The 24822-nt window shown below is 69.2% G+C and carries 21 protein-coding genes, 1 tRNA gene and 1 pseudogene; 6 read left to right on the plus strand and 17 right to left on the minus strand.

Translation table 11 applies throughout. The features are described 5' to 3' along the window. Nucleotides 1-154: 154 nt before the first annotated feature. The 4 genes from ACFV6H_RS19335 to ACFV6H_RS19350 all read left to right on the plus strand — a co-directional run bounded on the left by ACFV6H_RS19335 (nt 155) and on the right by ACFV6H_RS19350 (nt 6055). Nucleotides 155-952 (plus strand): sugar transferase, encoded by a 798-nt coding sequence (locus ACFV6H_RS19335; RefSeq protein WP_385543409.1) that lies wholly within the window; start codon nt 155-157, stop codon nt 950-952. A 197-nt stretch (nt 953-1149) separates the two neighbouring features. Next, nucleotides 1150-3477 carry a (Fe-S)-binding protein gene (locus tag ACFV6H_RS19340; RefSeq protein WP_385543412.1) on the plus strand — a complete coding sequence of 776 codons (2328 nt, stop codon included), beginning with the start codon at nt 1150-1152 and terminating at the stop codon, nt 3475-3477. Between the two features lie 230 nt (nt 3478-3707). Further along, on the plus strand, nt 3708-4946 hold the full coding sequence (locus ACFV6H_RS19345) for an FG-GAP repeat domain-containing protein (RefSeq protein ID WP_385543415.1): 1239 nt from the start codon (nt 3708-3710) through the stop codon (nt 4944-4946). A gap of 134 nt (nt 4947-5080) precedes the next feature. Then, on the plus strand, nt 5081-6055 hold the full coding sequence (locus ACFV6H_RS19350) for a Yip1 family protein (protein ID WP_385543418.1): 975 nt from the start codon (nt 5081-5083) through the stop codon (nt 6053-6055). A gap of 68 nt (nt 6056-6123) precedes the next feature. On the opposite strand, the gene ACFV6H_RS19355 is transcribed toward ACFV6H_RS19350, so the two are convergent. From ACFV6H_RS19355 to ACFV6H_RS19365, 3 genes are all read right to left on the minus strand, one after another. After that, complete coding sequence (locus ACFV6H_RS19355; RefSeq protein ID WP_385543792.1) at nt 6124-6576, minus strand: phosphoribosyltransferase; 453 nt, start codon at nt 6574-6576, stop codon at nt 6124-6126. A gap of 43 nt (nt 6577-6619) precedes the next feature. Beyond that, entirely contained in the window at nt 6620-7195 is a 576-nt protein-coding gene (gene dcd, locus ACFV6H_RS19360) for a dCTP deaminase (RefSeq protein WP_093601385.1), read from the minus strand. Nucleotides 7196-7265: 70 nt separating this feature from the next. Continuing rightward, nucleotides 7266-7460, minus strand: coding sequence for a hypothetical protein (locus ACFV6H_RS19365; RefSeq protein WP_363081940.1), 195 nt, complete (start codon nt 7458-7460; stop codon nt 7266-7268). 217 nt (nt 7461-7677) lie between these two features. Here ACFV6H_RS19365 and ACFV6H_RS19370 point away from each other — a divergent pair. Continuing rightward, nucleotides 7678-7751, plus strand: a tRNA-Gly gene (locus tag ACFV6H_RS19370). Nucleotides 7752-8177: 426 nt separating this feature from the next. Here ACFV6H_RS19370 and ACFV6H_RS19375 read toward each other — a convergent pair. Further along, a complete protein-coding gene (locus ACFV6H_RS19375; RefSeq protein WP_385543422.1) occupies nt 8178-8813 on the minus strand; it encodes a flavodoxin family protein in 636 nt (211 codons plus the stop codon). After that, nucleotides 8806-9597, minus strand: a complete 792-nt coding sequence (locus tag ACFV6H_RS19380; protein ID WP_385543425.1) for a hypothetical protein — start codon at nt 9595-9597, stop codon at nt 8806-8808. The genes ACFV6H_RS19375 and ACFV6H_RS19380 overlap by 8 nt, the downstream gene beginning before the upstream one ends. Nucleotides 9598-9856: 259 nt before the next feature. Here ACFV6H_RS19380 and ACFV6H_RS19385 point away from each other — a divergent pair, with 259 nt between their 5' ends. After that, nucleotides 9857-10834: a LuxR C-terminal-related transcriptional regulator gene (locus tag ACFV6H_RS19385; RefSeq protein ID WP_385543429.1), complete on the plus strand. Its 978-nt coding sequence runs from the start codon at nt 9857-9859 to the stop codon at nt 10832-10834. A 65-nt stretch (nt 10835-10899) separates the two neighbouring features. Here ACFV6H_RS19385 and ACFV6H_RS19390 read toward each other — a convergent pair. From ACFV6H_RS19390 to ACFV6H_RS19445, 12 genes and pseudogenes are all read right to left on the minus strand, one after another. After that, nucleotides 10900-11001 (minus strand): annotated as a pseudogene (locus tag ACFV6H_RS19390) (S-adenosylmethionine synthetase N-terminal domain-containing protein); the annotation flags it as partial. 42 nt (nt 11002-11043) lie between these two features. Continuing rightward, nucleotides 11044-11850: a thioesterase II family protein gene (locus tag ACFV6H_RS19395; RefSeq protein WP_385543432.1), complete on the minus strand. Its 807-nt coding sequence runs from the start codon at nt 11848-11850 to the stop codon at nt 11044-11046. Next, nucleotides 11847-12809, minus strand: coding sequence for a 3-oxoacyl-ACP synthase III family protein (locus tag ACFV6H_RS19400; protein WP_385543435.1), 963 nt, complete (start codon nt 12807-12809; stop codon nt 11847-11849). Before ACFV6H_RS19400 ends, ACFV6H_RS19395 begins: the two co-directional genes overlap by 4 nt. Nucleotides 12810-12865: 56 nt before the next feature. Continuing rightward, nucleotides 12866-13927: a MupA/Atu3671 family FMN-dependent luciferase-like monooxygenase gene (locus ACFV6H_RS19405; protein WP_385543438.1), complete on the minus strand. Its 1062-nt coding sequence runs from the start codon at nt 13925-13927 to the stop codon at nt 12866-12868. A gap of 48 nt (nt 13928-13975) precedes the next feature. Then, entirely contained in the window at nt 13976-15214 is a 1239-nt protein-coding gene (locus ACFV6H_RS19410; RefSeq protein WP_385543441.1) for an MFS transporter, read from the minus strand. A 9-nt stretch (nt 15215-15223) separates the two neighbouring features. After that, nucleotides 15224-16810 (minus strand): amino acid adenylation domain-containing protein, encoded by a 1587-nt coding sequence (locus ACFV6H_RS19415; protein WP_385543444.1) that lies wholly within the window; start codon nt 16808-16810, stop codon nt 15224-15226. After that, the gene (locus tag ACFV6H_RS19420; protein WP_385543795.1) at nt 16803-17939 is read right to left on the minus strand and encodes an HAD-IIIC family phosphatase; all 1137 of its coding nucleotides are present in this window, start codon (nt 17937-17939) and stop codon (nt 16803-16805) included. The genes ACFV6H_RS19415 and ACFV6H_RS19420 overlap by 8 nt, the downstream gene beginning before the upstream one ends. Before the next feature lie 44 nt (nt 17940-17983). Next, nucleotides 17984-18967 (minus strand): 3-oxoacyl-[acyl-carrier-protein] synthase III C-terminal domain-containing protein, encoded by a 984-nt coding sequence (locus tag ACFV6H_RS19425; protein ID WP_385543447.1) that lies wholly within the window; start codon nt 18965-18967, stop codon nt 17984-17986. Next, a complete protein-coding gene (locus ACFV6H_RS19430; RefSeq protein ID WP_385543450.1) occupies nt 18964-20109 on the minus strand; it encodes an acyl-CoA dehydrogenase family protein in 1146 nt (381 codons plus the stop codon). Before ACFV6H_RS19430 ends, ACFV6H_RS19425 begins: the two co-directional genes overlap by 4 nt. Then, the gene (locus ACFV6H_RS19435) at nt 20102-20377 is read right to left on the minus strand and encodes an acyl carrier protein (protein ID WP_384079847.1); all 276 of its coding nucleotides are present in this window, start codon (nt 20375-20377) and stop codon (nt 20102-20104) included. The genes ACFV6H_RS19430 and ACFV6H_RS19435 overlap by 8 nt, the downstream gene beginning before the upstream one ends. Next, nucleotides 20374-21297 (minus strand): 3-hydroxyacyl-CoA dehydrogenase family protein, encoded by a 924-nt coding sequence (locus tag ACFV6H_RS19440; RefSeq protein ID WP_385543454.1) that lies wholly within the window; start codon nt 21295-21297, stop codon nt 20374-20376. The genes ACFV6H_RS19435 and ACFV6H_RS19440 overlap by 4 nt, the downstream gene beginning before the upstream one ends. Then, nucleotides 21294-24806 (minus strand): beta-ketoacyl synthase N-terminal-like domain-containing protein, encoded by a 3513-nt coding sequence (locus tag ACFV6H_RS19445; RefSeq protein WP_385543457.1) that lies wholly within the window; start codon nt 24804-24806, stop codon nt 21294-21296. The genes ACFV6H_RS19440 and ACFV6H_RS19445 overlap by 4 nt, the downstream gene beginning before the upstream one ends. Nucleotides 24807-24822: the final 16 nt, after the last annotated feature.

Raw genomic sequence — 24822 nt, forward strand, 5'->3', positions numbered from 1 at the left:
GGTGCGGATGCCTTGCGCCCGGCGGGTTGCCCCCGGTTTGCGCGCCTCCTCCATGCGATCGTTCTGTATCAAATACCTCGAATGAGTCAAAAGCCATGTAAGCCTCAAAGAATCCGGAAAGTAACAGAACGCACAGAAACGGTCAGGTGTGACCTTGAAGCGACGCATGATGTGGCGCCCGCAGCACCGCCTGGAACCCAAGCGCCTTCTGGATCTGACACTCGGCTCGGCCCTCTTGGTGCTGGCCGCGCCTCTGCTCACGGCAGCCGCCCTCGTCCTCGCACTGTCCCGGCCTGCCAACGGCGTTTTCCTGCGTGACTACCGCACAGGGCTCAACGGACGGCCCTTCATCCTGAGTTCCCTGGCCACCCGGCGATTCCGGCTGGATCTGCTCTCCCGGCTTCCTCATGTCGTACGGGGCGATCTGTCCCTGGTGGGGCCCGCGCCGCTGAAGGTCGGCTCCGCCGCCGGCGCGGCGCCGTGGCGACAGCTCGTACGGCCCGGCCTGACAGGCCTGGCGCAGGTGCGGCGGCACTCGCCGCTGCCATGGGACGAGGCACCGCTGCTCGACCAGCACTATGTGGAACACCACTGGCTCGGACTCGATCTGGCGATCCTGGCCCATACGCTCCCGGCGCTCTGCAAGGCGCGTACCCGGCGGCTCACGCTGCGGCTTCCCTGGCAGTCCTCGCGGTCCGCGCAGTCCTCCCGGCGTCTGCCGCGACGGCTTCCGCGCCGGCTGGCCCTGCCGTACTCCCGGTCGGACGCCTACTGGCTGGGCGCCGTACGACCGGACGCCGGGCTGCCGCACGCCAGACGCAGCCAGGCGACGAGTACGGGCAGACATCCGGTCGGGGCGCAGGCGGGAGCGCCGGTGGGGGCGCCGGCACCGGTGGGAGCTCCGACGGGCAACGGGACCGCGGACAGAAGTGGAGACCCGAGTGGAAGCTGAGGTCCGGGTGGAGACTGGGACCTGAGGGAAGGGTGGGTACCGAGTGGAGACTGGGTACTGACCACTGAGCGACACAGATCACCGGCTCCGCCGCTACATTGCGGCGGGATAAGTGGGTAACCTCAGCCACAGACCAATTAAGTTACCGCTTAGTAGTGTGCGGATTTCCCACCCTCGCAGGCCCGAGGAGCCCCCAAATGCAACTCGCCGCGATCACCGTGTCGCTGGTACTCGCCGTCGTCGGTGTCGCGCTGTTCGGCCGAGCCATCGCGCAGATCTACCGCTTCGTGAAGCTCGGCCAGGCCGTCCCCGCGGGCACGCGGACGGACGAACCGGCCCAGCGCACCCTGACGGTCGCCAAGGAGTTCCTCGGTCACACCCGGATGAACCGCTGGGGTGTCGTCGGTGTGGCGCACTGGTTCGTCGCGGTCGGCTTCTTCACGCTCGTACTGACTCTGGTGAACGCCTTCGGGCAGCTCTTCAGGGCCGACTGGCTGCTGCCGGTCATCGGTGACTGGACTCCGTACGAGGTCTTCGTCGAGCTGATCGGTCTGCTGACGACGCTCGGCATCCTGACGCTGATCGTCATCCGCCAGCTCTCGCTGCCCAGCCGCGCCGGCCGCAAGTCACGCTTCGCGGGCTCCAACTTCGGGCAGGCGTATTTCGTCGAGGCCGTCATCCTCATCATCGGTGTGGCGATCCTCGTGCTGCGCGGTCTGGAGGGCGCGCTGCATCACGCGGACTCGTACCAGGCGGCGTATCTCGTCTCGTATCCGCTGGTCGCGGCGTTCAAGGGACTCGGTCTCGGCACTCTCCAGAATCTGGTCTATCTGGTCGCGATGATCAAGATCGGGACGTCCTTCGTCTGGATGATCACGGTCGCGCTCAAGACCGACATGGGCGTGGCCTGGCACCGCTTCCTCGCCTTCCCGAACATCTGGTTCAAGCGCGAGGCCGACGGCTCCACGGCGCTCGGCGCGCTGCTGCCGATGACCAGCGGCGGCAAGGAGATCGACTTCGAGACTGTGCTTGATGAGGAGGGTGGCGAGGAAACGGTCTTCGGTGTCTCACAGATCGAGCACTTCTCCTGGAAGGGCATCCTCGACTTCTCCACCTGTACGGAGTGCGGTCGCTGCCAGTCGCAGTGCCCGGCCTGGAACACGGGCAAGCCGCTCTCGCCCAAGCTGCTGATCATGTCGCTGCGCGACCACGCGCACGCCAAGGCGCCGTATCTGCTGGCCGGTGGCGGCAAGACCATGGAGGGCGAGGAGAAGGCCACCGCGGAGCAGTTGGCCGGTGTGCCCGCCGCGGCCCTCGCGGAGGCCGAGCGCCCGCTGATCGGGACGCTGGAGGCCGCATCCGACAGCGGTTTCGCCGCGGGCGGCGTCATCGATCCGGATGTGCTCTGGTCCTGCACCACCTGCGGTGCGTGTGTGGAGCAGTGCCCGGTCGACATCGAGCATGTCGACCACATCGTCGATATGCGCCGGTACCAGGTGATGATCGAGAGCGCCTTCCCGAGCGAGGCCGGGACGATGCTCAAGAACCTGGAGAAGAAGGGCAATCCCTGGGGCCTGGCCAAGAAGCAGCGTCTGGAGTGGACGAAGGAGGTCGACTTCGAGGTACCGGTCGTCGGCAAGGACGTCGAGGATCTCTCGGAGGTCGACTACCTCTACTGGGTCGGCTGCGCGGGCGCGCTGGAGGACCGGGCCAAGAAGACCACCAAGGCCTTCGCGGAGCTGCTGCACATCGCGGGCGTCTCGTTCGCGATCATGGGCGGCGACGAGAAGTGCACGGGCGACTCGGCCCGCCGGCTGGGCAATGAGCCGCTGTTCCAGCAGCTCGGCCAGGAGAATGTCGCGATGCTGAACATGGCGTTCGGCGAGTCCCTCGACGAGGACGGCAAGGTCGACGCCGGGACGAAGAAGCCCAAGGGGTCCAAGAAGATCGTCGCGACCTGTCCGCACTGCTTCAACACGATCGCGAACGAGTACCCGCAGCTCGGCGGTGAGTACGAGGTCATCCATCACACCCAGTTGCTCCAGCACCTCGTGGACGACGGCAAGCTGGTGCCCGTGACGCCGGTCGAGGGACTCATCACGTACCACGATCCCTGCTATCTCGGCCGCCACAACAAGGTCTACACACCGCCGCGCGAGATCATCGCGAAGGTGCCCGGTCTGCGGAACGAGGAGATGCACCGCCACAAGGAGCGCGGCTTCTGCTGTGGCGCGGGCGGCGCGCGGATGTGGATGGAGGAGCGGATCGGCAAGCGCATCAACAACGAGCGGGTGGACGAGGCGCTTTCGCTGAATCCGGACATCGTCTCGACGGCGTGCCCGTTCTGTCTGGTGATGCTGACCGACTCCGTCAACGGGAAGAAGAACGAGGGGCAGGCGAAGGAGTCGCTCCAGGTGGTGGATGTGGCGCAGCTGCTGCTCGACTCGGTACGGACGCCCGCGGGCCCGGCCGGGTCGGAGGAGCGGGAGAGCGCGCCGGATCCGGAGCCGGAGCCGGTGAAGTAGCCCTGCGCACAAGCCCGTAGTGGGTGGGAACAGCCGGACCTGTCTGGGAGTCAGGTCCGGCTGTTTCTGTTGGAGCGCCGCCCGCGCTTTCTGTTGGGGCGTCGCTCGCGCTCGTTCGCTCTCGCTTGTTCGCTCTCGCTTGTTTGCTTTCGTTCTACGGTCGTACGAGAGCATCATGTGTGCCTGGTTGTACGGACGGGCTGTACGGGACGGATGGGGCGAGGTCGGTCGTGCGGATACGCATCGCGAGAACGTTCGTCGCGGGAACTGTGGGGAACGCCGGTGTCTGCGCCCTCGTCTGTACGGCGATGCTGCTGGCGGGATGTACGGCCGGGCCGGACCAGGCCGCCGGGGGCGGGAAGACGAAGGCCAAGAACGGCGACACAGCGCCGCTCACGGGCAAGGCCGGTGCCGTACGCCGCCCGGTCCCGCCCGGCCGGGGCAGCCGCCTCCCGGACGACTTCAATGGCGACGGTCACCGTGATCTCGTACTGAACGACCTGGTCAAGGCGCCGGGCGACTCGTACGGCGATGACGCGGGCATCGGGATCGTGTACGGAACGGCCGGGGGCGGCGGCAAGGGCGCTTCGGGCCGGGGGAAGGTTTCCGGGGCCGGCGCTGGTATCGGCGCCGGTATCGATCCTGCGATACGTCAGACCATCAGTCCGCGTACACACGGCGCCCGGGTGGCGGGCGTGCTGCCGGCCGCGTTCGACGCCGAGGCGGCGTGCGATCTGGATCAGGACGGGTTCGGCGATCTGATCATCGCCACGGATCCGCCGTACGACGGCAACGGTATGCCGCCCGTACCGCTCCAGATTCTCTTCGGCGGCCCCACCGGACTGGGCGGCAGGGCGGTGGTCCTCCAGATCCCGGGCAAGGCGCGCTTCGGCAACGAATGGCCCGACCACCCGGTCTGCGGCGACTTCGACGGCGACGGAAAGGTGGATCTCGCGGTCACCGCGAGCGCGGGCCAGGTGAGTTTCCTGCGTGGCCCGTTCACCCGGACCGGCGCTCCGCGCGCCGCCTCGGCGCCGATCCCAGGCGGCGGCCCGGTCCTCGAAGCGCCCGCGCCTGCGGCGGATGTCGACGGCGACGGCTACGACGACCTGGTGTACTCGGCCCGCGCCCGTACGCCGGGCAGGGCCGCGCAGGGCGAGCTGCTGCTCGGAGGGCCGGACGGTCCGGGGCGTCCGGGCGGCACGTACCGTTTCAAGGCCGTGGAACTGCCGCCCGCGCCGACGCTTCCGGGATCGGGAGCCGGCTCGTCGGGCAAGGGCGGGACGGGCAAGGGCAAGGCCGTCACCGACTTCCTCCTCGCCGCCGACTTCACCGGGGACAAGCGCCCGGATCTGGTGACCCGTACGCACCGTGGCGAGGCGACGGATCTGATCGCGCTGTACGGGACGACCGGTGGCGTGACGAACCGTCCGTTGATGACATTCAGCACAGCAATCTTCCTGGGGTAGACCACCGGGGTACCGGGGTAGCTGGGGCAAACCCCCCAGGGTCCCCCTAGGGGATGTCACAGCTCGGCCGCAATGGCCCGCCCGTTCCGCCGCCTCCGCCGTCCCACCGGCCGAGACCAGGTACGTTCGATTGCGTGGCTGGATTCAGGATCGGACGCGGCCGGGACAACCGCACACCGCAACAACAACCGCAGCGGCAGCGGCAGCAGCCGTACGGACGGCAGGCAGCGCCGCCACCTGGTTACGGGGGCGGGCAGCACCAGGCCGCGCCTCCGTACGGGCAGCAGCAGTGGCCTCCGGCGAGCGGTGGCAGCGGCCAGTACGGCGGACACGGCGGGCAGGGCGCACACGGCGGCGGACAGCACGGCGGCGGTGGCGGACACGGCGAGCCGGAGTACTTCGGCGACCCGTACGCCCAGCAGCCCCCGCACACGCCCCAGGGCCGGCCGGGCGCGCACGGCGACCCGTACGCCAACAACCCGGGCCACACCCAGGCGTTCAGCCTCGGTGACGACCCGTACGGCGACGGCTCCACGTACCACGCGGGCGCGGCCCCGGCGCCCGTCGGCCCGCGGCTGCGCTGGAAGGAGCTGCTGAGCGGCATCGTGCTGCGCCCTGGCGCGACGTTCCTCCAGACGCGCGACTACCCGGTCTGGGGCCCGGCGCTGATCGTCACGTTCCTCTACGGTCTGCTGGCGCTCTTCGGCTTCGACACGGCCCGCGACGACGCGATCAACGCGACGCTGACCACCGCCATCCCGTACGTCCTGACGACGGCCGTCGCCTTCGTACTCGGCGGTCTGATCCTGGGCGCGGTGACCCATACGCTGGCCCGCCAGCTCGGCGGCGACGGCGCCTGGCAGCCGACCGTGGGCCTCTCCATGCTGATCATGTCGATCACGGACGCGCCGCGCCTGGTCTTCGCGCTCTTCCTGGGCGGCGAGAACTCCCTCGTCATGCTCCTCGGCTGGGCCACCTGGATCGCGTCGGGGGCGCTCTTCACGATCATGGTGGGCAAGTCCCACGATCTGCCGTGGCCGAAGGCGCTGGGCGCGTCGGCGATCCAGCTCGTCGCGCTGCTGTCGCTGCTGAAGCTGGGCACGATCTGACGACAGGCAGGACCTCTGAGCAGCCGGGCTGACGGCTTGGCCGGGCCGGTCAGGCGGGTCGGGCCCGGTCAGCCAGGCTGGCGGCGCACGACGGGCGGCTGGACACTCCAGGGGAAGTTGATCCAGTCGTCGGTGCGCCTCCAGATGTACTCGCACTTCACGAGGGACTGGCTCTTCTCGTAGATGACCGCGCTGCGCACCTCGGCGACATGGTCCGCACAGAAGTCGCGGACGAGCTTGAGCGTCTTGCCGGTGTCGGCGACGTCGTCGGCGATGAGGACCTTCTTGTGGGAGAAGTCCACGACGTTGGGTACGGGCGCCAGCATGACCGGCATGGCGAGGGTGGTGCCGACGCCGGTGTAGAACTCGACGTTGACCAGATGGATGTTCTTGCAGTCCAGGGCGTAGGCGAGACCGCCGGCGACAAAGACGCCACCGCGCGCGATGCTGAGCACGACGTCGGGTTCGTAACCGTCGTCGGCGATCGTCTGCGCGAGCTCTCGGACGGCCACGCCGAACATCTCGTACGACAGATTCTCCCGTGTCACACCGTCACACCTGCCGTCACACCTGAGTCCGGTGGAAATTCAGATAGGACCGCGAGGCGGTCGGCCCACGCTGTCCCTGATAGCGCGAGCCGTACCGCTCGGAACCGTACGGATGCTCCGCGGGCGAGCTGAGCCGGAAGAGACAGAGCTGTCCGATCTTCATACCCGGCCAGAGCTTGATGGGCAGCGTCGCGAGATTCGAGAGTTCGAGCGTGACATGCCCGGAGAAGCCGGGATCGATGAAGCCGGCGGTCGAATGGGTCACCAGCCCGAGCCGTCCGAGGCTGGACTTCCCTTCCAGCCGGGAGGCGATGTCGTCGGGCAGCGAGATGATCTCGTACGTCGACGCGAGAACGAACTCGCCGGGATGCAGGATGAACGGTTCGTCCCCCTCCGGCTCGACCGTACGGGTCAGATCGGCCTGCTCGACGGCGGGGTCGATATGCGGATAGCGGTGGTTCTCGAACACCCGGAAGAACCGGTCGAGCCGCACATCGATGCTGGAGGGCTGCACCATCGATGCGTCGTACGGCTCGATGCGTACGCGTCCGGAATCGAGCTCGGCCCGGATGTCCTTGTCTGAGAGAAGCACGTCCCGAGGATACGCAGAGCGCGCGGGCCCACCCCCATCGGGCGGGCCCGCGCGCCTGTGCCGACCTGGGTCAGCGCTGCTCAGACTCCACGGCCGCCTTCACCGGCTCCACGGGCACGGCATGCCGCAACCGCGCACACCGCGGACACCGGATGAGCCGACCGGGCCCGATCCTCGCGGTGTCGAGCTGCTGCATCGGGAACGTCGTAGTACTGAACACATGCCCTTCGGCACAGCGGACGACGGTGCGCTCCATCAAGTCCATCAGGTCCCTTCCCCAACAAACACGGACGAACGCCCACACTAGGGGATGAAGGGGACGCCCCCCGCCCCGGCACTCCGCCCCAGACCCTACGCCCCAACTCCCGCCCGCCACCCCCACTTCCACCCCCGAACACCACAGAAACCCCGCGGCGCAATCCGCCCGGGGTCCCAGATGAGGTAGAGTGTCCGACGACGCAAAGCCGATCACCGGCCGCCTCGCGGGTGTAGTTTAATGGTAGAACATGAGCTTCCCAAGCTCAGAGCGCGAGTTCGATTCTCGTCACCCGCTCCACACAAAAGCCCCAGGCCAGCGGCCCGGGGCTTTGTTGTTGTCTGGACCATCACATGGCCGCATGCCATAAGGCACCGATTGTCGCAGGAACGCCGGACGCCAAGCGTCGAGGATGGAACTGTCGTGGCGGTGCGCCGCCAATCCTGATCGGCCGCCAGGCGTCCACCGGTGACATCGAAGTCCTGTACCGACCGGCGCACGCCGAGGGGTGCCTGGAACTTTGTGTTCCGGGCACCCCTCGGTCTACGTAGCCGTCTGGTGTTATGTCTGCTGACCCAGTTCCCGCATCAGGAGGTCGGCGAAGCGCGGCACGTCGGCCTTGGACTTACGTCGGCCCCACTCCGGCCATGGTCCCGTCCGTGACAGCCGCCAACCTGCTTTTCGTCATCGGACGCGCACCCGCACCCGGAACGTGAGCCCTCGGGCTCAGTGCGATCGGAGTTCCGCGTGGGCGGGGCTGAAGAAGGCCGCGGCGTGGTGCGCGACCTCCTGGTCCGCCGGTTCGCCGGTGCTGCGTGCCTGGTGCAGGAGGGCGCCTCCCCAGCGCATGTCCAGATAGCGTGCGGTACGCCGGAGCATGCCCACCAGGGGCTCGGCGTCGTCGGCCTGACCGCGGGCAAAAGTGCTGACGGCCCAGAGGGTCTTACCGCGCATCCGACCGCGGAAGTCGAGGTCGGCATGGCTCATCCACGCCGCCCAATGGTCCAGGTAGAGCTTGGTCTGCGCGGAGACGCTGTACCAGTAGAGCGGGGATACGACCACGATGTCCGTGTGCTCCAGCGTCGCGTCCAGCAGCAGCCTCTCGTGCCTTTCCCCATCAAGGCGATCGTCCTTCGCAAGGGCCGCGGAGGGCGGGCCGAAGCCTTCCACTCCGGAGTGATGGAGCCCGCTGAGCCGCAGCCAGCTCCGTTCGGCCTCCGCGGGGAGACCCTCGGCCGCGCGTCGGGCCAGCAGTTCCGTGGCACCACCCACGCGTGGGCTGCCCAGCATGAAGGCGAAGCTGCGCGCGCGAGGCTCGTCGAGAACCCTGCCCACCACCGTCGCCCTCCCGACCTCAGTCATGGGCCGGTACGGCGGCACCGGTGCCGGCCGCGAGGCGGAGGTGGCGCTCAGCATCCTGGCGCAGTTCCTCGCTGTACCGGATCTCGCCGCCCCGTCCCGCGTAGCGGCGGTCGCGCACCCCGCTGGTGCGGCGCAGCACGGTGATGCTGTTCTGCATCAGCTTCTGCGATTCCAGGAGGCTCACCACCTCCAGTTCGCCCGGGTTGGCCTGCTGGAACTTCTCGATGTAACGCAGCAGAGCCTCACCCTCCGGATAGGTCATCAGATAGTGCATGACCACGAGTCCGCCGTCCGGGTTGATCAGGTCCCAGAAGCGGTCGAAGAAGTAGAGGCATTCCCATGCGTCGACCCAGGCGAAGTCGATGGGGAAAAAGTCCTCGGGGAGACGTTCGGCAGCGTCCTTGAGGTCGGCGTTCACGACCGTGACCCGCGCGTCGAGGTCCAGCTCACGCAGAGCCTCCTGGACGCGGTCGGCGGAGGAGTCGGCGATGGACAGATTGTCCACGGCCACCAGGCGCGGGAGGTAGGGCTCCAGGTGGTGCGAGGGCGACACCAACGGAGGGTCGGCCAGCAGCCACGCGTCGTCCAGCTCCGTCTCTCGGTCGAGATGTTCTCGGGTCTTGGCGGCGAGCGCCCGGGACTCGAGCCGCACAGCGTCCTCCGCATCCGCGAGGGCACCGGCGAGGAAAGGCGTGGTGTACCCCATCCCCACTTCCAGGACTCGCTCCGGTCGCAGCAGTTGAACCAGATTCGCGAGCAGCGGGCCCACAACTTCGGTGCCCATACCCGGCACGCTCAGCCCACCCACCACATTACGGAACTGTTCACTGTGAATTCTCTGGGCCATATTCATGTCCTCTTCCTGTGAAACCCGGCTCGGCAAGCAATCAAGGGGAGATACCTGATGCGCAGGAACGACTGTTCTGTATTTTTTTGGGAGACTTGTCGGGCTCAATCCCCGGCGGTACTATCTGCACGCATTACACAATCGAACAGGAGGACATTTGGGGCACAACCGATGCAATCAGGAGGATTGCGGAGCAGTGCTCTGCGAGGTGGGGTTACTCCAGTACCGGGAGGCGGTATCGGTCGGCTCGATCGCCGCGGACTCGGCGACTCCTTGCATCACCGCCCTCGGCCTGCTGGAACCCGCAGCGGACGACGCCGGACACCTGATTCCCGTACCCCCCTCCGTGGCCGCCGGCCGAGCGCTGGCCCCCATCGAGAAGGAGGTCGCGGCCAGGCGCCAACACCTTCTCCACTTGACGGAGTCCTTTCAAACCGCGGAAGAGGTATTCGCCTCGGTACGCAAAGGTGAACTGCCCAGCTCCACGGTGTTGCGCGGCGGTGAACTCATCGCCCGTACTATCGATGCCTCGGTGGCTGCTTGCAGGTCCGAGTTGCTCACCGCGCAGCCCGGAGGCCGCCGACCGCCGGAAATACTGGAATCGGTGGCGCAGCGCAATCTCAATCTCCTGGCGAGGGGAATCCGCCAGCGGACGCTCTATCAGCATTCGGTGTGGTCGCACCCACCGACCGTCGAATACATCAGGAAGGTCGCGGAGGCCGGCGGGGAAATTCGGACGGTGGATGAAATGTTCGACCGGCTTATCATCTGCGACCGGGAGGTGGCCTACATTCCCACAAAACCGGACTACTCCGACGAGGCGCTCGAAGTTCGCGATCCGGCGATCGTCTGGTTCCTCACCAACTTGTTCGAATACGCCTGGGCACGGGGTACCCCTGTCGAGCCGAACATGAAGAACCGCCCGCGCGTCGTCGTCTCCGAGATAGAGCAGAGCATCATCCGCTTCCTCGTCGCCGGGCACACCGAGGAGAAGGTCGCCCGTGGGCTCGGTATCAGCCGACGCACGGTGGCCGAGTACATCAGCCGCATCTCGCGCCAGCTCGGCAGCGTCAGCAGGGCGCAGCTCGGCTATCTCATCGCCATCCATGGTCTGCTCTCCGACCAGGTGGTCGTCGCCCCTCACGACGCGGCGAACCATGACGTCACTGAGTAGGCGATGTCCCGCCTTCACTCGCCCGCCGCCTTCCGCAGCGCGTCCACTCGGTCGTGCGCTCCCACGTCGCGCAGAAGCGCGCCGAGAGAGGTGCCGCTGATCTGGTCAGCGATCTTGTCGGGGTGGCCCTCGGTCACGGACTCCGAGGTGAAGAGACGAACCGGCATGGCAGGTGCTCCGGAAAGAGGGGGAGGAAACGTGGACGCCGCTCAGCGGCCCGCGAGGGACACGGCGGCGACCTCGTCGCGGATGGCGGTGCATACCTCGTCCACATGCTCGAACAGGTAGAAGTGACCGCCCGGCCAGGAGCGGGCGGTGGTCCGGGCCGTGGAGTGCCCGCTCCAGGGAGCGGCGATCCGCGGACCGGCCACGGGGTCGTTCTCACCTGTGAAGACCGTGAGCGGGGCGTCGAGCAGCGGTCCGGGGTGCACCTGGTAGGTGTCCACGATCGAGAGATCGCCGCGTAGCACCTCGACCATGAGGTCCAGCAGGTCGGGCAGCTCGAAGACCTGCTCGGGAGTGCCTCCCAGGCCCTGCATGAAGGCGGTCAGCCGCTCTCTCGGCCACAGGTGGCGCTGGGCGCGGTCGAGCCGGTGACCGGGCGCGGGCGCCCCCGAGAGCCCCACCCACTCGGGCCGCAGGCCCGACGTCGAGAGCTCCCGGGCCGCTTCGAAGGCGATCAGCGCACCCATGCTGTGCCCGAAGACCGCATAAGGGCCGGACAGCAAGGAGCGGAGCTCCCGCACCACGTACGCGGCGGCCTGCGCGGAGGTGCGGCAGGCCCGCTCCCCGGTGGCCATCAGTCGTCCCGGAAGGTCGACGGACCACAGGTTCCAATGTGCGGGAAGCTGTCGGGTGAAGGGTGCGAAGGACGCCGCCGACCCTCCGGCATGGTGCAGGAACACCAGAGTGATGGGCGCGAAGGAGGACTCGGCGCGCGTCCCTCCCCGAGCGGACACCGGTGCGAGCGAGTGCCGCAGATCCTTCACACCGGCCCCCATGGTCATGCCGTTCATAGGCCCCGGTACTCCACTGCCGTAACGGCCCAGGTGAACCCCATGCCGCTGCTGGCGAGCAGCACGAGGTCGCCCTGTTTGAGTCGCTTGTCGTCCATGAGGCCGCGCAGAGCGATCAACAGGTCGGATCCGCCCATGTGCCCGAGCCGGTCGTAGTTGAAGACGCTCTTCCGCGCGGGGATGCCCAGTTGGTTCAGCAACCGTTCGTGCATGCCCTTGTCACCCTGGTTGATCAGGAGGTACGCGACGTCGGAGAGGTCCCTGCCCAGCGTGGACAGGACGTCCCCGATCCGGGCCGGGAAGTTCTCCAGGTAGGCGTCGGCGAGGCCGGGCCTGCGGCCGCGTCGGCGCATCAGAATCCGATCGTCCTCGACGTCCCCCGAGTAGTAGTCCGCCCAGGACGGGTCCGTGCGCATCGACGACGTCAGCACCTCGAAGGCGCAGTCGCCCCGGCCGAGAAGCAAGGCCGAGGGGGCATCGCCGAAGTTGAACAGCGCCTTGGAGTCGGGATCCTGGTAGTCGACGAGTTGGCTGAGGCGGTCGCCGACGAGCACGAGGACGAATGGGCCGCCGCTCACAGCGAGTTCGTTGAGACCGGCACGTACGGCGGCCATGCCACCGTTGCAGAAGTTGGTCACCTCGAAGCAGTGCGCGCGGGAGATGTCCAGTTCCAGCGCGACCCGGGCAGCCGGTGACCAGAAGGGCAGGTCCCACTCGCCCGAGCCGGTGTAGATGACGTGACTGACCTCCTCGGGCGACACCGCGTTGCGCTCCAGCACCGCCCGTGCGGCCTCGGCCGCCAGCTCCCACGCCTGTTCGTGATCCCCCAGGACGGGGAAGTCCTCAGTGTGCGTGATCGCGAGGATGTCATCGATCGGAATGCCGGATTCCGTGTGCATGTGGTACGCGTCCGCGCGGGACGTGGGAAAGCGCACCTCGAAGTCGACTATGCCGCCCATGGCCCTCTCCGTTGTCGTGTCGTCGGGGTCCGGTCCGCCCATCCGTGTCCGACCGCTCACCGGGCCCCGTCGTCCTGGGCGGAGAGCATGCGCAGCCGGTTCAGGTGGGTGAGACCTGTCAGGACCGAATGCGTCGGCAGTCCGAAGTCGATGAGACAGGCCACCTCGTCCACACCGATCTCCCGGAAGCGGTTCACGGTGTCCCGTACCTTCTCCGGCGTGCCCAGCAGACCGCCGCCGTCGTAGTAGCGGTCGAAGGAGCGGTTGACGATGAAGTCCACGTCCTCGGGAGCGAGCCGCGACGCATCGATCCGGCGACCGTCCAGCTGGGAGCCCAGGAGCAGCCCGAGCGAGCTGCGAAGGTACCCGGACAGCGGGCCACGGACCGCCGCACGGATGGTGTCCTCGTCATCTCCCAGGAAGGTGTGCACCATGAGGGCCACATGACCGGTCCACCCGTCGGACCTGCCCTGCTCCATGACCGCCTTGCGGTACTCCGCGATCTTCAAAGCGAGGTCGTCCAGGTCCTGGCCGAGGAGGTGGGTCAGCAGCCCGGCGCCGAGCCGCCCGGCGTTGCGGAAGGTCTCCACTCCGCCGGCGCTGGTGACCCAGACGGGCAGCTCCGGCTGCACCGGAGGCGGGAACACACCGAGCTGCTGTGTGGTGCCGACGCCGTCGGTCACCGACAGCTTCTCGCCCCGCCAGAGCGCCCGTACCTGCTCCACCCGCTCCAGCAGCAGTTGCCGGCGGTTCTCGTAGTTCTCCGGGTAGAACGCGAAATCGGTGGCGTGCCAGCCGGAGGCGAAGGACAGCCCGACCCGGCCGTTGGACAGGTTGTCCACGACCGACCACTCCTCGGCGATCCGCAACGGATGGTGCAGCGGCGCCACCACACTGCCCGCGCGGACTCCGACCCGCTCGGTCACCGCGGCGACCGCCGCCGCCGTGACGGAGGGGTTCGGGTACAGGCCGCCGAAGGGGTGGAAATGCCGTTCCGGCGTCCACACGGCGGAGAAGCCGTTACGGTCCGCGAACCGGGCGCCTTCCAGCAGGAGCTCGTAGCGGTCCTTCTCCTTCTCGGTGCTGTCGTTGGCGAAGTAGAAGAGACTGAAGTCCATGGGTTCTTCTCTCCGGGCGGCCCAGGGCCGACCCGCTCGGCGGACGGACTACGCGACGGACTCTTCGACGCTGGACGGCGGCGTCCGGCGGGTCCCGGCAGCCCATGAGGCCACCGCCGGCGCCACCAGTCCCGCGGCAAGCAGCAGGGCCGAGAAGACCAGCCAGCCGGCCGCGCCCAGACCGGCGATCAGCGCGGTGGCCAACGCCGGCGTCACCACCGTCCCGAGCTGGGTGGACATACCGAACATTCCCTGGTACTGGCCCTGGGCGTGGTCCGGTGCCAGCCCGAAGGCGAGCGACCAGGAGCCGGCGCTGTAGAACATCTCGCCGACCACATGGACGATGGCTCCCGCCAGCAGAATCAGCACGGCGAGCCACACGGGCCGGTCTGCCGCCAGGGCGAAGAGCACACAGCACACCGCGAGCAGAACACCCGACTTACGCAGCGTCCGGGCTCCGCCCGGCACGTCGTCGCTGCCCTTGCCGGCCCGCACCTGGAACAGCACGACCATGATGGTGTTGAGGATGATGATCAGCGAGTACACCCACGTGGGCGCCGTCGTCCGGTCGGTCAGCCAGACGGGCAGCGCAACGGTGAGGATGGCGACGTTCATCACCAGGACCGAGTTGAGCAACGCCACGAAGGCGTAGGGAACGTCGCGCAGCACGATCCACTTCGAGCCGGACTGCTCCTTGGGAGCCGACGCGACCTGCGGCACGGTCAGGTAGGCCAGCCCGGACACCACGAACATCGCCCCGCCCGCGATCAGCAGACCGACGTAGCCGGTCCGGTTGTCGAAGAACAGGGCGACCGCCCCGGCGGCGGCCCCCAGTGACACGCCCAGATTGCTGACCGCTCGCATGTAGGACCAGGCCCGGACCCGCTCCTGCTGCGGAATCAGCCCGGCGATCAGCGCGCCGCGGGCCGCGTCCGTCGAGGACTCCGCCATCAACGCCAGGCTTGTGACGACCACAAGGCCCGGGAACCCGTCGACGAAACCGTAGCCGCAGACGAACACACCGAGCAGCAGCAGGAAGCCCACCGTGGTGTTGCGCGGCCCGGCCAGGTCCGCGAGCCGGCCGGCCGGGATACTGGCGGCCATGCCCACCGCAGCGCCGATCGTCATGGCCAGACCGACTCGTTCAGCGGGTATGCCCACGGTCCGCGTGAAGAACAGCAGGCTGACGGACATGAGAATGCCGTGGCCCGCTGTCTTGGCCAGGTTGCTCAGGCACAGCGTGCGCACCACGCCCTTGGGCGGGACGATGTTCTGAAGGATGGACACTGTGATCTCCTAGGCGACCGTGGACGCCGGATCCTGCGACATGAGGTCGGATGTGATGCGGAGCCGGTCGATCTTTCCGTTGGCGTTGAGCGGCATCGTCTCCAGATGCCGGAAGCGGCGCGGCACCATGTGGAGGGGCAACTGCTTGCGCAGCAACCGGGCGAGGATGCCCGACTCGGCCGGCTCGCCGGTGTAGCAGCCCACGAGCTCGGTCTCGTCCCCTCTGCGCAGCGCGACCACGACGGCCTGGTGCACGGCGGCGTGCCGGCGCAGGGCGGCCTCGATCTCGCCGAGTTCGATGCGGTAGCCGCGCACCTTCACCTGGTTGTCCAGCCGGCCCAGGTGCACGAGATGTCCGTCCTCCCACCGCACCCGGTCGCCGGTGCGGTAGTAGTGCTCCGCCGTCAGCTCGCCCGTACCGTCGTACACGGCGACGCCGTCCGCGCTGTGCAGCAGGAAGCGCCCGCTGTTGTCGGCCGGGTCGAGGTAGCCGTCGAAGCGCTGGGACCCGCGCACCACCAGCTCGCCTTCCTCGGCGGGGTGGCCCTGCTCGTCGAGGACCAGATGCTCCAGGAAGCCGTGGACGGGCCCGATGGGGACCGTGTCGTTGGACGTCTTCGGCCAGTCCCCGATCTCGGTCGGCAGGGTGTACTCGGTGCAGGCAACGGTGAGTTCGGTGGGACCGTAGACATTCACGAGGGTCGCCTCGGGGGCCACCGTGTGCCAGGCCGCGGTCTGGTCGTACGACAGCTGTTCGCCGATGAACACGCTCATCCGCAGGTTGGTCGCCCGCCCTGCCGGCAGGTTGCCCAGCTCCTGTCCGACAGAGACCACGGACGGCACCGAGAACCAGTGCGTGATCTCGTTGTCCACCACGTAGTCGACCGGCGACAGCAGTTCGGCCCGGTCGGGCACGACGAGGGTCGCGCCGGCGCCCCAGGTGACAAACAGGTCGAAGACCGACGGGTCGAAGGTGAGGTCGAATGTGTGCGACATCCGGCAGCCCCGCCCGATACCGAAGCGCGCGATGTTGTGCGCGAGGTACGGCGAGACGTTACGGTGCCGGATGGGCACGCCCTTGGGCCGCCCCGTCGATCCAGAGGTGAACAGCACGTACGCCACATCGTCCGGGGACGCCGTACATGCGGGCAGCGGGCGCGTCGGCGGGGTGCCCGCGCGCCCGGCGGACGCCACCTCGTCCGCGGCCAGCCGCAGTTCGGTGGGCACGACACCGCCCAGCTCCTTGTCGAGCTGTGCGGAGTCGGCGGCGTCCGCGATCAGTACCTCGCTGCCCGCCAGTTCGCAGATCACGCGGTTGCGCGAGGCCGGGAAGGCGGGGTTGATCGGGGTGACCGCGGCACCCAGGCGAAGCGCCGCCAGGTAGCCGGACAGGGCCACCACGCTGCGAGTCGCGATCACGGAAACCCTGCTGGGTACCGTGCCGTGCTCCTGGAGGATCCGGCCTGCGACCGCCTCGGCGGCGGCGCGCAACTCCCGATAGGTGAGCCGTTCGCCACCGGCTTCGAGAGCCGGCTGACCGGCGTGGCGGGCGACGGAACGCTCGAACCACTCGTACATCGTCAGCACGTCAGTCACGGCCCACCTCCCCGGCAGGCCGGGCCGTCCCCAGGTCGGGCGCGTCGAGACGCATCGTGGTGGGCGGATCCTGCCGGGCAGGCTCGATGTGCAGCAGCTCGACCCCCTCGTGGTCCGCGGCATCGGCCTCGCCGCGGAGGACGTCGGAACGCTCTCCCTCGTACGGGGCGAACCCTGCGAAGCGGTAGGCGACCTCCATCATCCGGTTACGTTCGGTGCGGCGGAAGTCCGCGAAGAGCCGTACCCCGGAGCGCGCCGCCTCGTCGACAAGCCAGCGCAGGAGCACCGCGCCGGCGCCGAAGGAGACCACCCGGCAGGACGTGGCGAGCAGCCTGAGCAGCCAGGCGCCGGCGTGCCGCTCCAGCAGCACGATGCCGACGGCCCCGTGGTCACCGAACCGGTCGCGCAACTGGACCACGAGGACCTCGTGCCTCGGGTCGGTCAGCAGGGCACGCAGGTGTTCGTCACCGTAGTGGACACCCGTGGCGTTCATCTGGCTCGTACGCAGGGTCAGTTCCTCGACCCGGGCGAGGTCCGGTTCGGTTGCCCGGCGGATGGTCATCTCCAGGACAAGAGTGCGCAGGAACTCCTCGTCGGGCCCGGCGAACTCCTCACGGGCCGTCTCACGGCGGAAGCCTGCCTGGTACATCTCGCGGCGGCGGCGGGAGTCAACGGTGACGACAGGGCTGAACTCCGGCAGCGAGGCCAGCTCCACCGCCTGTTCCGCCGGGTAGCAGCGCACCGCGGGCAGGTAGTGGGCGACCTCGGCCCGCTCGGCGGGCTGGTCGTCGACGAAGGCGATCGTGTCGAGCGCGAAGTTGAGCTGGTCGGCGATCCGCCGCAGGGACTGGGACTTGGGACCCCACCCGATGTGGGGCAGCACGAAGTACTCGGCAATTCCCAGCTTCTCCAGCCGCGCCCAGGCGTGGTCGTGGTCGTTCTTGCTGGCCACCGACTGCAGGATGCCGCGCTCGTCGAGGTCCTTGACGACTTCGCGTATCCGCTCCGGCAGCGTGACCTCCCCGTCCTCCAGGAGGGTCCCGTTCCACAGCGTGTTGTCCAGGTCCCACACCAGGCACTTGACCGCTTTGGCCGGTCCCGGCGGGGTAGAGGCGTCGGCCTCGTTCATCCTGTCCATCTCCGTCTCGCTTCCCGCTTTCGCCACTGACACGGTCAGACCTCCCACAACGTCACGGCCCAGGCGGCCACCGGGCTGTTGTTCAGGACCAGAACGAGGTCGCCCTGCCGCAGCTCGCCGCGGGCCAGCAGCCGGTCGAGGTTCAGCACAACGTCCATGGCGCCCAGATGTCCGTAGGTGACCAGGTGCTCGTTGCAGACCGGGTGGATGGGCAGACCGAGGAGGGACTCGTAGAACTCGTAGGCGCTCGCCGTCACGTTCTGCATGAGGGTCGCGGCGACGTCGTCCTTGGCCACGCCCGCCTCGGCGAGGGCCTCGTCCACCATCCGGCCGAGTCGCAACCGGCTGTGCATGGCCAGATCGAAGCGGTAGCGGTCTGCCGAATGGCACTCCTCACGCCACTCGTAGGACGGCACCTGTTTGTAGTCGACCCGGAACAGGTCGTGGAAGGAGCCGTCGGTCTCCATTCGATGGGCCCGCAGTACGGGACGCCCGCCCCGCACCAGGGTCATGGCGCAGGCGCCGTCGCCGATCACGGTGACCGGGTGGCGGACCCGGTCCAGGCCGGTGGGCCGGCTGCCGTGGGCGATCAGCACGCTCTGCCGTGAGGGATCGGCCAGCAGCAGGTCGCGGCCGAGTCCCCAGGCGGCGCTGGAGCCGGTGCAGCCGAGCCCGTCCACGGTGAACGCGAAGGCACCGTCGAGCTTGGTGTCCGCCTGCACGCGGCACACGTCGGAGCCGAGCAGCACATCGGGCGCGCGCGGAGCGACCAGCATCAGGGTGTCCGGCCGCTGCGAGGCACCAGGCGTGTTCTCGTCCAGCCGGGCCAGCAGGCCCTGGACGGCCTCGACCGCCAGGTCTCCGGCGGTACGGCCCTCAAGAACACCCACCGTCGCGATGCCGCTGCCCTTGAGGAACTCGGCTTCGTCAGGGCCGAGTTCGGGGACCTCCGGGAGGTCCTGCACGAGCATGGACTCGGTGGGCAGCACACAGTGGATGGTGCCTATTCCGATGGTCATGACCACACCGCCAGTGCGTGCTTGCCCAGCAGCAACTGGCTGATCTCGTTGCTGCCCTCGATGATCTCCATGAGCTTCGCGTCGCGGTAGGCGCGGGCCACCGGCCCGCCGTCGCCGGCTCCGGCCGAGGCCATCACCTGCACAGCCGTGGCAGCGCCGCGCGCCGCCTGCCCGGCCGCCAGGTGCTTGGCGGTCACGGCGGCGGTCACCAGTTCGGGGCTCCCCTCGTCCCAGCAGCGGCTGACGTGCTCGCAGCAGCGGGTGGCGGCCTCCTGGGCGACGTGGAGCTCCGCGAGATGCCGGGCGACCAACTGGTGCTCGGCCAGCACGGCACCGAACTGCTCTCGGGTGGCGGCGTGCCCGCAGGCCGCCCGCAGGCAGGCACGCAGTATGCCGACGCAGCCCCAGGCCACCGAGATCCTGCCGTAGGTCAACGCCGAGGTCACCAGCCAGTCGATGGGAAGACCGGCGCCGCCGAGCAGGCTGTCGGCGGGCAGCCGCACCCCTTCGAGCCGGATACCGGCGTGGCCCGCCGCCCGGCAGCCCAGCGGATCGGCCACCCGCTCCAAGCTGACACCCGGGGCGTCCGCGGGGACGACGACTGCGGCTGCTCCCGTGCCGTACCGGCCGAAGACGACCAGGAGGTCCGCGTACGCACCGACGGTGACCCACACCTTGCGGCCGTCGACGACGACGGTGTCGCCTTCCCGCCGGATCGTGGTCGCCATGGCGGCGAGGTCGCTCCCGGCGCCGGGCTCGCTGAACGCGACACCTGCCAGCTGACCGGACGTCAGCGCGCCCAGGTGAGCGGCCTTCTGTTCCTCGTCGCCGAAGCGTTCCACGGCCCAGGCAGCCATGCCCTGGGAGGTCATCACGCTGCGCAGGGAGGAGCACAGGGAGCCGACGTGCGCGGTGAGCTCACCATTGGCGACGCTGCTCAGGCCCGGGCCACCGTACTCCGCCGGGACCTGGGCCGTCAGCAGGCCCTTGCCACCCAGCTCGCGCAGCAGGTCGCGGGGCAGTTCTCCGGCCAGGTCCCAGGCGTCCGCGCGGTCGCCGACCAGGTCGGTGGCCAGCCGCTCCAGTTCCGGCCGCGCCGCGTCCGGGGACGGCACGGGCTCCCGCGTCTTCCGTTCACGCATCGGTACCGCCGCGCAGGCGCAGGACGAGTTCGGTCATCCGGTTCACGCTGCGGAAGTTGTCCAGGGTGAGGTCCGGGCCGGCCACCTGCACCACGAAGGTCCGTTCCACGTGGACCAGTAGTTCCATGGCGAAGAGCGAGGTGACCAGACCAGTGGCGAAGAGGTCCACGTCGGGAGCGACATCGGTCCTGGTACGCCCTTGCAGGAACTCGGTCAGGTTCTCGCGGATCGACTGGGCGGTCTCCGCCTGGCCGGTGGGGGTGGTCATGACGCGCTACCTCCGTACTCGAAGAATCCGCGGCCGGTCTTGCGGCCGAAGTCGCCCGCGGCGACCTTGTCCAGCAGCAGGGCGCAGGGCTCGTAGCCGGCGTCGCCGGTGCGCTCGTGCAGCACGCGCAGCGAGTCGACCACGTTGTCGAGGCCGATCAGGTCGGCGGTGGCGAGCGGGCCGGTGGTGTGGCCCAGGCAGCCCTGGAAGGCGGCGTCGACGGATGCCGGGGAGGCGATGCCGTCGGCCACGATGCGAGCCGCCTCGTTGATCATGCGCTGGAGGATCCGGTTGATCACGAAGCCCGGTCCGTCACCGACGACGATGCCGTTCTGCCCCAGCGTCCGGAGCAGGGCGCCGGCCGCGGCGACGGCGTGCTCCCCGGAGCGCGGCCCACGAATCAGCTCCGCCGTCTGGATCATGTAGGGCGGGTTCATGAAGTGGATGCCGACGAGGTCCTCCGGCCTCCGCACCGCGTCCGCCTGTTCGTCGATGGGCACGGCGGAGGTGTTGGAGACCAGCAAGGTCCCCGGGGCGACCAGTGCGGACGCCTCGGCCAGTACCTTGGCCTTCAGCGGGGCGAGTTCGGTGACCGCCTCGATCACGGTCGTGGCCCCGGCGATGTCCTCCAGGCGGGTGGTGACGACCAGGTCACCGGTCGCGCCCTCCCGGGGCAACTTGCCCATCATCCGGGCCAGCCGCAGCTGGTTGGCTATGTCGGCGCGGGCCTTGCCGAGGACATTCTCGTCGAGATCGACCAGAACGACGGGCAGACCGTGGCCGACGGCCAGGGTGGTGATGCCCTTGCCCATGACGCCGGCGCCGATCACCGCGAGCCGGTGGACCGGCCCCTCCGTGCCGGCCTCCGGGCTCTGCGCGGCGCCGGGGGTGTACCTCTTCTCGTTGCCGGTGTCGCTCATTTCTCCTCCTTCGCGGCGTTCCGCGCGCCCTCGGCCGCCAGCTCGGGCAGCAGGGAGCCGATCTCGTCGGTCCGGTGGGCCAGGAACGACAGTCCCCTGCGCAGCTGCTCACCGCTGACGACGGGGGACAGTCGGGAGCGGCGCAGCCAGGGCTGCCAGCCCTTCGCCTGGACGCCGGCCTCGTCGAGTTCGTGACCCTCCATCTCGTACAGGGCGGTGGCGGAGAGCACCTTGCTGCCAGTGGCCTGGGCCTGCTCGGCGATCAGCCGCTGCCACTCGGTCAGCGGCACGACGCGGGTGGGCAGACCGGCCTCCTCCAGGGCTGCGAACAGGTCCTCCAGGCTGGGCGAGGTCTCGTCCACCAAGTGGTAGGCGCGGCCGACGGACTTGGCGGACAGCATGAGTTCGGCGACCGCACGGGAGAGCACGTCCACCGGCGAGACCGGCATGCCACGGTTGTCGACCGGACGCGCCCCCACCACCAGGCCACTGGCGAGCAGGAACCAGATGAGGTCCTTGTCGTTGCAGGCACCGGACTGAGAGGAAGCCATGATCAGGCCGGGCCGGAAGAGCCGGACCCGCATACCGTCCTGGTCCGCGCGGTCCAGAATGCGTTCGCCGACCCACTTGCTCACGCCGTACCCACCCAGCTGCGGGTCCAGCGCCTGATCGCGGGTCTCCAGCAGCCGTCCCTCGGGCCCGGCGGGCGCGGTGGCGGCGACCGTGGAGATGAAGCCGATGTCACGGATGCCCAAGGGACGCATCCAATTGAGCAGCCCGACCAACGGCAGGACGTTGTCCTCACGCAGCATCCGGTACGGCTCGGTGAAGACGACCTTGGCCGCGCAGTGCAGGACGTGCCCGATCCGCGTGGCGAGCTCACCGCCCCGGTACTCCCCGCACACGGTGCCGATGTCCCGCAGATCACCGGGGACCGCGTGCACCCGCTCCGGATCCGGCTCCGGCAGTCCGAACTTGGCCGCGGTGGCCTTCAGCCGAGCCATGCCCTCGGTTTCGTCCGCAGCCCGTACGACGCAGTAGACGCGGCCCTTGGAGGCGGAGACCAGTGCGTCGAGGAGGAAGGCGCCGAGGTAGCCGGTGGCGCCGGTGAGCAGCACGTCCCGGCCAGGGGTCGACTGCTTGGCCAGCGGCTCCAGCGGGATCTGCAGGTCCGCGTCGATCAGCGCACCGTCGCCGTCGGCGGCGGGGTCGACCTCGGCATCGCCCAACCCGGCACCGTTCTGCAGCCCGGAGACCATCTGCGCGAGTCGACGGAGGGTGGCCTGGCTGCCGCCTGCCCGGTGGATGTTGACGAGGACGCCGTGCCGCTGCTGGATCTCCAGAACCATCCGCACGGACAGCAGGGAGGTGCCGCCCAGGGAGGCGAACTCGTCGTCGAGGCCGATGGTGTCGTGACCGAAGAGCTCCTTCCAGAGCTCGGTCAACTGCGCCTCCAGGGTGGTGGGCGCGACGCCCGCCGGACCCGCGGTGCCTGCCGCGGAACCCGACCCGGCCGGGGCGGTCACGCCGGTGTCCGGCGGTCGCGTCGCCGGCTGGTCGAACCCGGGCAGCCGGTCCAGGGCCCAGTGCCGCTTGCGGGTGAACGGGTACGTCGGCAGCGTCACCCGGCGCCCCCTCCCGTCCGCCAGCGCCTCCCAGTCCACCTCGACGCCGTACAGCCAGGCCGCCGTCGCGGCCTCGTCCAGGAGCTCGGCCACGGTGTTCTCGTCCGCGTCGGCGCAGGACTCCGCGGTGATCACATGACGGTCGTCGGCCGGCTCTCCGTGCCCGGCCAGGAGCACGAAGCGACCCTCGGACTCCTTCTCCAGGGGGGCGGTCACGACCTGTGTACCGGCCGGCAGCGCCGTCTTGAGCCCCGCCACGAGCGCGGCGGGCGGCTGCGGTGCCCCGGCCGGCGGAAGCACCACCAGCGCGGAGCGCACACCGTCGATTCGCCTGGTCCGTACGGAGGGCGGGCGCGGCAGCCGGAGCGCGGCGGTCAGCCGGTGCGCCGGAGCGGTGACCACCCGTCGCTCGTCGAAGGCGGCCCGGCCGACCCGGAGCGTGTGGGCGACATCCGCGGCGGGCAACTCGCCCTCGTCGAGGGCGTCGGCCAGCCTGCGGGACTGCTGGTCCAGCTCGGCACGGGTGCGTGCCGACAGGACCAGCCGTACCGTGGACCGCCGCGGCGCGACGGGCCGTTCCGGCTGGGGCGGCGGGGCCAGCACCACGGCGGCGTTGGTGCCGCCGACACCCATGGAGTTCACGAGCACATGGCGCTCGGGCTCCGCGCAGCGCTCGGGCGCGGTGGTGACGAAGAACGGGCTCTCCTCCAGGATGCCCGGGTCGCGGGGCCTCTCGAAGGTCGGATGCGGCGGAATCTTGCCCGTGCGCGCCACGTGCACCGCCTTGATGAAGCCCGCGATGCCGGCTGCCGGGCCGGTGTGTCCGATGTTGGACATGACCGAACCGAGACCGCAGTAGCCGCTCTTGGCCGTGGTGGCACGGAATGCCTTGGTGAGGGCGATGAGTTCGATGTTGTCGCCCACCGGGGTGGCGGTGCCGTGGGCCTCGACGTACCGGAGCCGGTCCGCGGAGACGTCGGCGGTGCGCAGCGCGGCGGCGACCACGTCGGCGACGCCGTTGGGGCTGGGGGCGACGAAGCCGAGCCGGTCCCCTCCGTCGTTGCCGACCGCACTGCCGCGGATCACCGCGAGCACCTCGTCACCGTCGGCGAGGGCGTCCTCCAGACGACGCAGGGCGACCACGCCGACGCCCGAGCTGTAGGTGGTACCGGTGGAACTCGCGTCGAAGGAACGGCAGTAGCCGTCCTCGGAGAGCACCCCCCCGAGCTGGTACTGGTAGCCGCGGAAGGGCTCCAGCACAGTGGCGCCGCCGGCCAGCGCGATGTCGCACTCGCCGGACAGGAGGCTCAGGGTGGCGTAGTGCACCCCGTACAGGGAGGAGGAACAGCCGGTCTGGATACTCAGGGCCGGGCCCCGAAGCCCCAGCTTGTAGGCGACCCGGGAGGTCATGAAGTCGGCCTGGCCGCCAACGGTGAGCTCCAGGTCGTCCACCGCGGCGCGCAGCCCGTGCTGCCGGGCCTTGGCGGCGAGCAGGGCCGCCGAATAGTTGCCCGCGGCACTGCCGGCGAAGACACCGATCACCGGCCCGTCCTTGCGTGCCGGGTGTCCCGCGGCCTCCAGAGCCTCCCAGCACGCCTCCAGGAAGAGCCGCTGCTGGGGGTCGATCGTCTCTGCCTCGCGCGGCGGGTAGCCGAAGAAGTCGGAGGCGAATTCCTCCACTCCCGGCAGCGAGGTGGCCACGCCCACGAAGGCGGGGTCGGCGAGCATCTCGTCGGTGACGCCGGCGGCCTTGAGCCGCTCCGCGGACATCTCCCGCATCGAGATGACGCCACGGTCTATGTTCTGCCAGAACTCGTGCGGGGTGGTGGCGTCCGGGTAGCGGAGGCCGACACCGATGACCGCGATGTCCGTGCTGTTCGTCATGGATGTGTCCCGTTCG

Origin of the sequence: Streptomyces sp. NPDC059743 (assembly GCF_042732975.1) — a bacterium.
Taxonomy (GTDB): Bacteria; Actinomycetota; Actinomycetes; order Streptomycetales; family Streptomycetaceae; genus Streptomyces.

Excerpts from the sequence above, each read along its gene's own strand:
- ACFV6H_RS19340 (WP_385543412.1), top strand. The coding sequence starts at position 1,150 with ATGCAACTCGCCGCGATCACCGTGTCGCTGGTACTCGCCGTCGTCGGT.
- ACFV6H_RS19355 (WP_385543792.1), bottom strand. The coding sequence starts at position 6,576 with ATGTTCGGCGTGGCCGTCCGAGAGCTCGCGCAGACGATCGCCGACGAC.
- ACFV6H_RS19365 (WP_363081940.1), bottom strand. The coding sequence starts at position 7,460 with ATGGACTTGATGGAGCGCACCGTCGTCCGCTGTGCCGAAGGGCATGTG.
- ACFV6H_RS19375 (WP_385543422.1), bottom strand. The coding sequence starts at position 8,813 with ATGACTGAGGTCGGGAGGGCGACGGTGGTGGGCAGGGTTCTCGACGAG.
- ACFV6H_RS19380 (WP_385543425.1), bottom strand. The coding sequence starts at position 9,597 with ATGGGCACCGAAGTTGTGGGCCCGCTGCTCGCGAATCTGGTTCAACTG.
- ACFV6H_RS19395 (WP_385543432.1), bottom strand. The coding sequence starts at position 11,850 with ATGAACGGCATGACCATGGGGGCCGGTGTGAAGGATCTGCGGCACTCG.
- ACFV6H_RS19400 (WP_385543435.1), bottom strand. The coding sequence starts at position 12,809 with ATGGGCGGCATAGTCGACTTCGAGGTGCGCTTTCCCACGTCCCGCGCG.
- ACFV6H_RS19405 (WP_385543438.1), bottom strand. The coding sequence starts at position 13,927 with ATGGACTTCAGTCTCTTCTACTTCGCCAACGACAGCACCGAGAAGGAG.
- ACFV6H_RS19420 (WP_385543795.1), bottom strand. The coding sequence starts at position 17,939 with ATGAACGAGGCCGACGCCTCTACCCCGCCGGGACCGGCCAAAGCGGTC.
- ACFV6H_RS19425 (WP_385543447.1), bottom strand. The coding sequence starts at position 18,967 with ATGACCATCGGAATAGGCACCATCCACTGTGTGCTGCCCACCGAGTCC.
- ACFV6H_RS19430 (WP_385543450.1), bottom strand. The coding sequence starts at position 20,109 with ATGCGTGAACGGAAGACGCGGGAGCCCGTGCCGTCCCCGGACGCGGCG.
- ACFV6H_RS19435 (WP_384079847.1), bottom strand. The coding sequence starts at position 20,377 with ATGACCACCCCCACCGGCCAGGCGGAGACCGCCCAGTCGATCCGCGAG.
- ACFV6H_RS19440 (WP_385543454.1), bottom strand. The coding sequence starts at position 21,297 with ATGAGCGACACCGGCAACGAGAAGAGGTACACCCCCGGCGCCGCGCAG.
- ACFV6H_RS19445 (WP_385543457.1), bottom strand. The coding sequence starts at position 24,806 with ATGACGAACAGCACGGACATCGCGGTCATCGGTGTCGGCCTCCGCTAC.